Origin of the sequence: Microbacterium sp. 13-71-7, from assembly GCF_002257455.1 — a bacterium.
Taxonomy (GTDB): domain Bacteria; phylum Actinomycetota; class Actinomycetes; order Actinomycetales; family Microbacteriaceae; genus Microbacterium.
Genome location: NZ_NCKN01000161.1, coordinates 1 through 9,573 on the forward strand (window position 1 = coordinate 1; position 9,573 = coordinate 9,573).

Annotated in this window: 10 protein-coding genes; 6 read left to right on the plus strand and 4 right to left on the minus strand. The window is 72.7% G+C overall.

Annotation, left to right across the window (positions count from 1 at the left end; genetic code table 11):
- The 3 genes from B7X32_RS14565 to B7X32_RS14575 all read right to left on the minus strand — a co-directional run.
- The coding region (locus tag B7X32_RS14565) for a multidrug effflux MFS transporter (protein ID WP_292721020.1) at positions 1-891 on the minus strand (891 nt) is incomplete at its 3' end.
- Positions 888-2,351, minus strand: a complete 1,464-nt coding sequence (locus B7X32_RS14570; RefSeq protein WP_292721039.1) for an MFS transporter — start codon at positions 2,349-2,351, stop codon at positions 888-890. The genes B7X32_RS14565 and B7X32_RS14570, both read right to left, overlap by 4 nt.
- A gap of 5 nt (positions 2,352-2,356) precedes the next feature.
- Positions 2,357-2,803 (minus strand): MarR family transcriptional regulator, encoded by a 447-nt coding sequence (locus tag B7X32_RS14575; protein ID WP_292721023.1) that lies wholly within the window; start codon positions 2,801-2,803, stop codon positions 2,357-2,359.
- Positions 2,804-2,933: 130 nt separating this feature from the next.
- Between B7X32_RS14575 and B7X32_RS14580 the strand changes: the two genes are divergently transcribed.
- The 5 genes from B7X32_RS14580 to B7X32_RS14600 all read left to right on the plus strand — a co-directional run bounded on the left by B7X32_RS14580 (position 2,934) and on the right by B7X32_RS14600 (position 7,499).
- A complete protein-coding gene (locus B7X32_RS14580) occupies positions 2,934-3,602 on the plus strand; it encodes a hypothetical protein (protein ID WP_292721026.1) in 669 nt (222 codons plus the stop codon).
- 124 nt (positions 3,603-3,726) lie between these two features.
- Positions 3,727-4,473: a copper homeostasis protein CutC gene (locus tag B7X32_RS14585; RefSeq protein WP_292721028.1), complete on the plus strand. Its 747-nt coding sequence runs from the start codon at positions 3,727-3,729 to the stop codon at positions 4,471-4,473.
- 57 nt (positions 4,474-4,530) lie between these two features.
- Positions 4,531-5,400, plus strand: a complete 870-nt coding sequence (locus B7X32_RS14590; RefSeq protein WP_292721031.1) for an alpha/beta fold hydrolase — start codon at positions 4,531-4,533, stop codon at positions 5,398-5,400.
- 42 nt (positions 5,401-5,442) lie between these two features.
- Complete coding sequence (locus B7X32_RS14595) at positions 5,443-6,492, plus strand: biotin/lipoate A/B protein ligase family protein (protein WP_292721033.1); 1,050 nt, start codon at positions 5,443-5,445, stop codon at positions 6,490-6,492.
- Positions 6,493-6,584: 92 nt separating this feature from the next.
- A complete protein-coding gene (locus B7X32_RS14600; protein ID WP_292721041.1) occupies positions 6,585-7,499 on the plus strand; it encodes a site-specific DNA-methyltransferase in 915 nt (304 codons plus the stop codon).
- Positions 7,500-7,575: 76 nt separating this feature from the next.
- Here B7X32_RS14600 and B7X32_RS14605 read toward each other — a convergent pair whose 3' ends face one another.
- The gene (locus B7X32_RS14605) at positions 7,576-9,321 is read right to left on the minus strand and encodes a PHP domain-containing protein (RefSeq protein ID WP_292721035.1); all 1,746 of its coding nucleotides are present in this window, start codon (positions 9,319-9,321) and stop codon (positions 7,576-7,578) included.
- Positions 9,322-9,391: 70 nt separating this feature from the next.
- Here B7X32_RS14605 and B7X32_RS14610 point away from each other — a divergent pair.
- Positions 9,392-9,573 (plus strand): hypothetical protein (locus tag B7X32_RS14610; RefSeq protein WP_292721036.1); only part of this gene is annotated, 182 nt, incomplete at its 3' end.

Genomic DNA, 9,573 nt, shown 5'->3' on the forward strand with positions numbered 1-9,573 from the left:
CATGAGCGAGGTCAGCACGATGCGGCGTCCGGCGACGCGGTGCTCGCCCGTGCGCCGGGCGAGGCGGCGGCTGATCCACGCGCCGAGCACGATGCCTCCGGAGTTCATCGCGAAGATGAGCGCGAAGCCCTGCGCGTCGACGCCGAACTGGTTCTGCAGCACGAACGACGACATCTGCAGGTAGGCGAAGAATCCGGCGGAGGCCAGGCCGAGGGTGAGGGCGAACACCATGAACGGCCCGTTGCCGAGCGCCGCCCCGATGCCGCGCAGGTCGTTGCCGAGACCGCCCGTGGTGCGCTCGGCGAGCGGGTGCGTCTCCGGCACGTACAGCGCGGCCGTGAGCAGCAGCAGCGCGCCGATCACGCCCAGCGCCACGAAGAGGCCGCGCCAGTCGGTGAAGGTCAGCAGCGCTCCGCCCAGCAGCGGGGCGAGCACGGGCGCGGCCCCCGAGATCGCCGTGAGCGTGGCGAATCCGGCCGTCGCCTCCGAGCCCTGGTACACGTCGTGCACCACCGCACGGGCGATCGCCATCCCCGCCGCCCCGCAGAGCCCCTGCAGCAGGCGCACCAGGATCAGCAGCTCGATCGACGGCGAGACCGCGCACACGAACGAGGCGACCGCGAACCCCGCCACGGCCCACAGCAGCGGGCGACGGCGGCCGTAGCGATCGCTGATCGGCCCCCACAGCAGCTGGCCGAGCGCGAGCGCGATGAGGCACGCGCTCATCGTCACCTGCGCGAGGGCCGCAGTGGTGTGCAGCTCGCGGCCCAGCTGCGGCAGCGCCGGGATGTACAGGTCCATCGACAGCGGCCCGAACGCCGAGAGCGCGCCGAGCGCGGGCAGCAGCGAGCGGCGGGCGCGGGCGTCGCCGACCGGGGCGGCGCCGCTCACGCGTGCTCGCCCGATCCGTCGCGCTTCGTCGCCTCGGCGCGGCGGTCGTCGAGGCCGGCGTCGCCGGATCCGGTGCCGTCGGATCCGGTCCCGTCCGTCCCGGTCCCGTCGAGGCCTTCGGCCCCCGGCACGGTGCCCGTGCGCGGCTCGACCCGGATCGGCGTGGTCGCGCTCGTGATCGGCGGGACGAACGCGCGCTGCATCGCCTCGACCACCCGCACGGGGCGGGTCTCGTCGAGGGTGAGCAGGAAGCGGGCGTCCTCCCGGCGATGCAGCCGCCCGGAGTGGAGCATCCAGCCGGCGCCGATCGCGAAGGAGACGAGACCCGCGGCACCGCCGACCATGATCGCGGCGCGCGGTCCGAAGGCGTCCGCTACCCAGCCCGCGATCGGGGCGCCGATCGGGGTCGCGCCCATCACGACCGCCATGTAGAGCGCGAGCACCCGTCCGCGCAGGGCCGGATCCGTCGTCGTCTGCACATAGCCGTTCGCCGTCGTGAGCATGGTCACCGTCGAGAACCCGACGAACACGAGCGTGATCGCGTAGGACAGATAGGTCGGCATCTGCGCGGACACGATCGACGCGACGCCGAATCCTCCGGCGGCGATCATGAGCACCCGCACCCTGGCGCGATCGCGCCGGGCGGCCAGCAGCGCCCCGGTGAGGGATCCGATCGCGAGCACCGAGCTGAGCACGCCGTAGCCGTCGGCCTGCTTGTGGAACTCGAGGGCCATGGTCGAGGCGAAGATCGGGAAGTTCATGCCGAACGCGCCGATCAGGAACACCATCGCGAAGACGACCAGGAGATCCGGGCGGCTGCCGACGTACCGCATGCCCACGATGAGACCGCCCGCGCGGCGGTTCTTCGGACGCGGCATGAGCTCGCGCGTGCGGATCATGAGCAGCGCCACGATCATCGCGAGGAACGTGGCCGCGTTCGCGACGAAGACCCAGCCGGATCCGAGGGCGACGATCGCGAGACCGCCGACTGCGGGTCCGATCAGGCGCGCCATGTTGAAGGACGCGGAGTTCAGCGCGACCGCGTTCGAGGCGTTCTCCGTCGCCACCATGTCGGACACGAACGCCTGCCGGGCCGGCGCGTCGAACGCGTTCGCGATGCCGAAGCACGCCGCGAACACGAGCATCAGCGGCAGCGTCATCACGTGCGTGAGCAGCAGCGCCGCCACTCCGAGGGCGAGGAGCATCAGCGTGGTCTGCGTGACGAGCAGGATCCGGCGCCGGTCGAAGCGGTCGGCGACCCGGCCGGTGAGCCCGACCAGCACCAGGGGCGGCCCGAACTGCAGCGCCATCGTCGCGCCCATCGCGCTGGCGTCGTTGTGGGTGAGCTCGGTCAGCACGACCCAGTCCTGCGCGGTCGACTGCATCCAGCCGCCGATGTTCGAGACGATCGCGCCGATGAACCAGACCCGGTAGTTGAACACCCCGAAGGAGCGGAACATCTGGCTCACAGCTCGGCCAGCTTCCGCATCAGGATGCTGGCCTCGTGCAGGATCCGCAGCTCGTCCTCGGTGAGGTGCAGCTCGGTGATCTCGGCCATCAGCAGCTGCGTGCGCCGCTCGAACGTCTCCGCCACGATCGCCTCGCCGGCGGGGGTGATCTCGACGTGCACGCGACGCCGATCCTGGTCGTCGGGGATCCGCGTCGCGTATCCCTGCTCCTCGAGGCCCGTGACGAGCGAGCTCATGGTCGGGGCGGTCACGCGCTCCCGGTCGGCGAGGGCGGTGAGGGAGTGGCGGCCGTGCGCGCGGAGCGCGGCGAGCACGGCGAGCTGGGCGTCGCTCATCGCGGTGTTGCGGCTGTCCACGGCGCGCACGGCGCGCAGGCGGCGGGCGAGCCGGAACGTGGCGAGGCGCAGTTCGGTGGCGGTCTCGTGGAGGTTCTCGGAAGTCATTGCTTAGATAGCCTAACTAAGTATTCGAGGTCGTGGGCGCATCGGGTCGCGCGGTGCCGGTTCGGCGGGCCGGGGGAGGGCAGGGTCTCGTCGACTTCGCCCTCCCGGGCGTGCGGCTACGGTGGCAGCTGTGAGCACGCAGGTGTCAGAGCTACTCGGGTCGGCGCGATTCGCCGCCCACGCCGCCGCGCAGGAGGCCGAGCTCGCGGAGATCGCGGACGGGCTGCGCGCCCCGGAATCCGCGGATCGCCTCCGCGCGGCGCGACGGTTGAGCGCGCTGGCGCGGGCGGAGCTGAGCTGGATGATGCTGCCGGTGCGGGCGCATTTCCTCTCCGCGGGCACCCGGGGGGAGCTGGCCGAAGCGCTGCGCACGGATGAGGTCGCCCTGCGTGACGCCCTGCTGATCGCGATCAGGAACGCCTACGAGCGCTACGTCACGCACCCGATGTGGCGCCAGGATCCTGTCGCGGCGACGGTCAGCGACGCGGATGCCGCCGCCTGGCGGGCGTGGATGCATCCGATCGCCGAGGGTCTGATCGCGGCGTCCGCGCCGACCACGCGCGTGGAGGCGGCCTATCTGCTGGCGCTCTGCGAGGATCCGCGCGCGTGGGATGTCTACCTGGAGGTCGTGGCGAAGCGGAGCGGCCTGCTCGGCCATCTCGAGCTCGCGATCCTCCGCTGTCCCGACAGCAGGACCCCCGAGGTCCGCAACGCGCTGCTCGATCTCGCGGCGCGCATCGCTGAGCGGCATCCCCGCCAGGCGTACACCGCGGAGAGCGTCCGCTCCGCGCTCGCGTAGTCCGGGCGGCCCGCGCGCGTCGGCCTCGTCGTGGATCCCGAGCGGTGGCACCGGTTATGCAAGCGGCTGAACAAACCCCAGCGCGTCCGTTCCGCTCCCGACGCCGACCGGTGAGAATGGACGAATGCCGCTCGCGCTCGAAGTCGCCGTCCAGGATGCCGCCGGGGTGCGCATCGCCCGTGAGATCGGCGCACGCCGCGTCGAGCTGACGCAGGCCCTCGCGCTCGGCGGGCTCACGCCCTCGCCTGCCACGCTCGAGCTCGCCGTCGAGACCGCCGGGACGGGCGCTGGTCCCGAGGTGCACGTGCTGGTGCGCCCGAGGGCGGGAGGGTTCCACTACGACGCGGAGGAGATCGCGACCGCGGTGCGGGACGTGCGCTGGATGCTCGCGCACGGCGCCACCGGCGTCGTGATCGGCGCGCAGACGTCCGGCGGCGAACTCGATGCGGACGCCCTGGCGCGACTGCGCGATGCGGCCCGCGAGGCGCGCGCCGACGCCCAGGTGACGCTGCACCGGGCGATCGATGCGACGCCGGATCCGCGGGCGGGGCTCGACGTGGCCCTCGCCCTGGGGCTCACCCGCGTGCTGACCTCGGGCGGGGCATCGGCCGCATGCGACGGGCTCGGGGTGCTGCGCGTCCTCGTCTCGGCGGCCGGAGGGCGGATCGAGGTGATGGCGGGCAGCGGGGTCACCGCGGCGAACGCGGCAGAGATCGCCGCGACCGGCGTGGACGCGCTGCACTTCTCCGCCAAGCGCACGGTCGCCGCGGCCGGATCCGTGCGGATGGGATCCGCGGCGGACGACGGCGGCGGGCACGAGGTCACCGACCTCGCCGAGGCCCTCGCGGTGCGCGCCGCGGTCGGGCTCTGACCGCGTCATCTGCGGACCCGGTCCGCGCGCGGCGGCCGGGATCCGTAGACTCGGGGCATGGCTGAGCCCCGCACCGCCGAGTTCACCGACGCACACGGCATCGCGATCGTCTACGACGTCCACCCCGCCGCCGACGGCGTCGCCCCCCGAGGAGCGGTGCAGCTGCTGCACGGCGTCGGCGAGCACGCCGGCCGCTACGGCGCGCTGATCGCCGCGCTCACGGCCGCAGGTTTCACGGTCTACGCCGACGACCATCGCGGCCACGGGCGCACGGGCATGAAGCAGCACGGCGACGCGGCGAAGCTGGGGCGGCTCGGCCCCGGCGGCATGCGTGCGGTCGTCGCGGACGAGTGGCAGCTGACCGAGCTCATCCGCGGCGAGAACCCCGGTCTCCCGCTCGTGCTGCTCGGCCACTCCTGGGGATCCTTCCTCGCGCAGATGGTCCTGAACGCCCACCCGGACGGCTACGACGCCGTGATCCTGACCGGATCCGCCCACCGCACCCCCACCGACCTCAACTCGATGCCGCTGAACGCCAAGTGGAAGGGGCCGGGTGCCCACGGCCTCGAATGGCTCACGCGCGATCCCGCGGTGTGGGAGGCGTTCCGCGCCGATCCGCTCACGACCGAGGTGCCGCTGCTGAAGCTGTTCGGGCCGATCGAGGCCGCGCGACTCTACGGCCGCCCGGGCAAGGACTTCCCGAACGACGTGCCCGTGCTGCTCATGGTGGGCCGGGACGACCCGGTCGGCGGGCCGCGCAGCGTGCACCGTCTCGCCGACGACTACCGCAACCGCTCCGGCCTGAGCGACGTGACCACGCTCGTCTACCCCGATGCGCGCCACGAGATCTTCAACGAGCTGCAGCAGGACGAGGTGCGGGCGGATCTGCTCGCCTGGCTCGACAAGCACATCCCGCGCCGCGACTGAGCCGCGGAGCCGCGCCCGCACGCCGCCGCGTAGGCTGGAGCGGTGCACGGTGAGTACAAGGTTCCTGGCGGCAAGCTGGTCGTCGTCGACTTCGAGGTGACGGACGGCGCGATCGCCGACTTCCGGCTCGCGGGCGACTTCTTCCTCGAACCGGACGACGCCCTCGACGACATCAACGCCGCGGTCACGGGGCTGCCCGTCGAGACGGACGCCTCCGCGATCGCGGCGGCCGTGCGCGCCGCGCTCCCCGCGGGCGCGCAGCTGCTCGGGCTCACGCCGGAGGCGGTCGGCACCGCGGTGCGCCGCGCCCTCGTGACGGCGCCGGGCTGGGGCGACTTCGACTGGGAGATCGTGCACGACAAGGCCGTCTCGCCGTGCATGAACCTCGCCCTCGACGAGGTGCTCACCACGCGCGTCGGCGAAGGCCGGCGCCGCCCCACGCTGCGGATCTGGGAGTGGGACGAGTCCGCGGTCGTGATCGGATCCTTCCAGTCGTACCGGAACGAGGTGGATCCGGAGGGGGCCGCGAAGCACGGCTTCGACGTCGTCCGCCGGATCTCCGGCGGCGGCGCGATGATGATGGCCGCGGGCCAGATCATCACCTACTCGCTGTACGTGCCCGCGTCGCTCGTGCAGGGCATGACGTTCGCCGACTCCTATGCGTTCCTCGACGACTGGGTGCTGCAGGCGCTGCGCTCCCTCGGCATCGACGCGACCTACCAGCCGCTCAACGACATCGCCGGTCCCAGCGGCAAGATCGGCGGCGCCGCGCAGAAGCGCCTCGCCAACGGCGGAGTGCTGCACCACGCCACGCTCTCCTACGACATCGACGGCCAGATGATGACCGAGGTGCTGCGCATCGGGCGTGAGAAGCTCAGCGACAAGGGCACGGCCTCGGCGGCCAAGCGGGTGGATCCGCTGCGCAGTCAGACGGGTCTCAGCCGTGCCGAGATCATCGAGCGGTTCAAGGACACCTTCCGCGGCATCACCCGCGCCGAGGACGGCGCGATCGCCGACGACGAGTACGAGGCCGCGGAGGAGCTCGTGCGCACGAAGTTCGCCACCGAGGCCTGGCTGCACCGGGTTCCGTGAGCCTGAAGACGAAGGCGGAGGCGGACGCGGTCCCCGAGCCTGCCGAAGGGCGCTCGACGACCGATTCCGCGCCGACCACCGGATCCGTCGAGATCGTGCACGGCGAGGCGCTCGACGTGGCCAGGACCCTGCCGGACGGATCCTTCACGCTCGTCTACCTGGATCCGCCGTTCAACACCGGCCGCACGCAGGAGCGGCACGCGGTCTCGACCCGTCGTGCCGACCGCCCGGCGGACGCGGCTCAGGACGAGACCTCCGGATCCGCGGAATCCGAGCCTGTTTCGGCGTCTTCTGCGCCATCGATCCTGAATTCGGAACGCCCGCGCGAGGTCAACCACGGCTTCCACGGCCACCGGTACGAGCGGGTGCGCGAGTTGCTGCACGCCTACGACGACCGCTTCGACGACTACGGCGACTTCCTCATGCCGCGCCTCGAGGAGGCCTGGCGGCTGCTCGCCGACGACGGCACGCTCTACCTGCACCTCGACTACCGCGAGGCGCACTACGCCAAGGTCATGCTCGATGCGGTGTTCGGCCGCGACTGCTTCCTGAACGAGCTGATCTGGGCGTACGACTACGGGGCCAAGCCGCGCACCCGCTGGCCCACGAAGCACGACACGATCCTGGTCTACGTGAAGACGCCGGGCGGGCACGTGTTCAACGTCGACGACATCGAGCGCGAGCCGTACATGGCGCCGAGCCTGGTCAGCGCCGCCAAGCGCGAGCGGGGAAAGCTCCCCACCGATGTGTGGTGGCACACGATCGTTCCCACCACCGGGCGCGAGAAGACCGGCTACCCCACGCAGAAGCCGGAGGGGATCCTGCGCCGCATCGTGCAGGCGTCGAGCCGACCCGGCGACCGGGTGCTGGACCTCTTCGCCGGCTCCGGCACGACGGGGGCCGTCGCCGCCGCGCTCGGCCGCGACGCCCTGCTCGTCGATGTGAGCCCCGAGGCCGTGCGGGTGATGCGGCAACGGATCCCGCACGCGAGCGTGCGCGAGGGCTGAACGCCCCGGGGTCGTCGAGCGAGCACCGGCGGAGCCGGAGCGAGACGAAACGCGGCGCGCTCGCGGACCCGGCGGGTCAGCTCACGTCGACGAAGATCGGGTTCGCGTAGAACCAGGTGTCCTTCCAGGGATCGCCCTCGCCGTCGCCGTGCCGCTGCGGGCCCGCGGGATCCACGGCGGCGCCGTAGTAGCCGGCCCCGGTGCGGTTGCCGTCTCCGCCGCGGAACCGCACGTAGAACGGCCGGTCGACCTGCGGGAACACGTGCGTCAGGGTGAACGTGCCGCGGCTGCCCGTGGTGTCGAACTGGCGCACGACGCGCGTCTCGGGGGCGCGCATCCCGTCGGCGTCCGCGGTCGCGCCCGTGACCCGACCGGCGATGAGGTCGACGTGGGCGAGCTGCGGGACGATGCCGGCGGCGTTCGCAGCGTCGGTCGTGGTCACGGTGATCGTGACCACGACGTCCTGTCCGCGCTTCGCCGTGAGCCGGCCGCCCAGGGTGACGGTCGTCCCGGCGGCGTTGCCCCAGCCGCCGCCCGCGCCGTTGCCGCGCCCGTTGCCCTTCCCGGGCATCGTCGCGCGGGCGCGGATGTCGAGCCCGGCGATCAGGTGGCCGTGGTCGACCCACATCCGGCCGCGGCGCATCGCCTCGAGCACGCCCGCGTAGGAGCGCGTCGTGACGCCGGTGTGCAGGCGGGAGAACTGCCCGGGCCAGAAGTCGCTGCCGCCCTGCGGCACTCCGCTGTCGATCGGGTCGGGGCGCATGCCGCGGACGGCCCAGCGATCGAACTCGCTGGGCAGGCTCGCGTACGGCTCGCCGGCGGGGTAGTCGCCGATCCGCCAGGTGTCCTTCACCGTGAGGTGGTTGTCGGAGTTCGAGGTGATCCAGAACGGCTTGCCCTCGGCGAGCAGGGCGTCCCAGAGCCCGCCGACGGTGGCGGTGGCCCAGTCGAATCCGCCGTAGGGACGGTAGGCGTCCGCGGGGTAGCCGGCCCAGCTGTCGGGCCGCGGGGCGTTGACGTACTCGCCGCGCTGGTCGCCGGGCCCGGCGTTCTGGCTGATCGCCGACCCCTGTGCGCCCGGGGCGCCTTCCATGCCGATGAAGATGTCGGGATCCGCATCGCGCCAGGTGCGGAGCTCGTGCGGCGAGTCGATCCCGAGGCGCATCGGGTGGTTCGCGAGCACGACAGCGTCGGCGAGGGATCCGGTGGCCTTCTGCGCGCCCAGCCAGGCGACAGCCTGGGCTGCGCGCCGTTCGAAGTCCGCCATCTGCGCGGCGTCCGCCGGCTTGTCCCAGCCGTTGAGCTTGCCGTCCCAGGCCAGCTCGAAGGCGCGCAGCAGACGGATGTCGTCGTTCCCTGGGGCGATCAGCACCGTGGCGTGCTCGGCTGCCGGGATGTACCACTCCAGACCCTGGAAGATCAGCAGGTCGCGGGCGTCGCGCTCCTGCTGGATCTGCGCCCGCGCGGTCGGCAGCCCGCGGTCGGCGTGGGCGAAGTTGCTGTGCTCCGTGAACGCGAGCCAGTCGACGCCGTAGTGCTGCGCGGCATCGAGCTGCTGCGCCATCCGGTACTTGGCGTCATGGCTGAACTGCGTGTGCACGTGGTGGTCGCCCACGAGCCAGGTCAGCTCCGGGTCGCCGGCCGGCCGCGCCGCCGGCACGCCGGCCATCGCCGCGCCGGCGCCGCCGAACGCGGCGGAGAGCCCTCCGGCGGCCAGGGCGATGCCGGCCGTGCGGAGCATGTCGCGGCGGGAGAAGCCGAGCGAGCGCAGCTCGGCGTCGGCGTCGAGGGGCGGGGCGAGGGGAGCATCGTGATCGCGCACAGTCGGGTCCTTCGGGGTCGGTGACCCTCGGGACCCTAGGCACCGCGGATGGACGGCGAGGAAACATCCGATGTCGTGTCCGTGGCGGTATCGGGCGTGCCGCGCGCACCGGGTGCGCTCGTGCGCTTGCGGGCGCCGGGGGGATCCGCTGCCGCTGCCGCTGGCGCTGCTGCCGCTGCCGCTGCTGCCGCTGGCGCTGCTGCCGCTGCCGCTGCTGCCGCTGGCGCTGCTGCCGCTGCCGCTGCTGCCGCT

Excerpts from the sequence above, each read along its gene's own strand:
- B7X32_RS14575 (WP_292721023.1), bottom strand. The coding sequence starts at position 2,803 with ATGACTTCCGAGAACCTCCACGAGACCGCCACCGAACTGCGCCTCGCC.
- B7X32_RS14585 (WP_292721028.1), top strand. The coding sequence starts at position 3,727 with ATGCCGCTCGCGCTCGAAGTCGCCGTCCAGGATGCCGCCGGGGTGCGC.
- B7X32_RS14590 (WP_292721031.1), top strand. The coding sequence starts at position 4,531 with ATGGCTGAGCCCCGCACCGCCGAGTTCACCGACGCACACGGCATCGCG.
- B7X32_RS14570 (WP_292721039.1), bottom strand. The coding sequence starts at position 2,351 with ATGTTCCGCTCCTTCGGGGTGTTCAACTACCGGGTCTGGTTCATCGGC.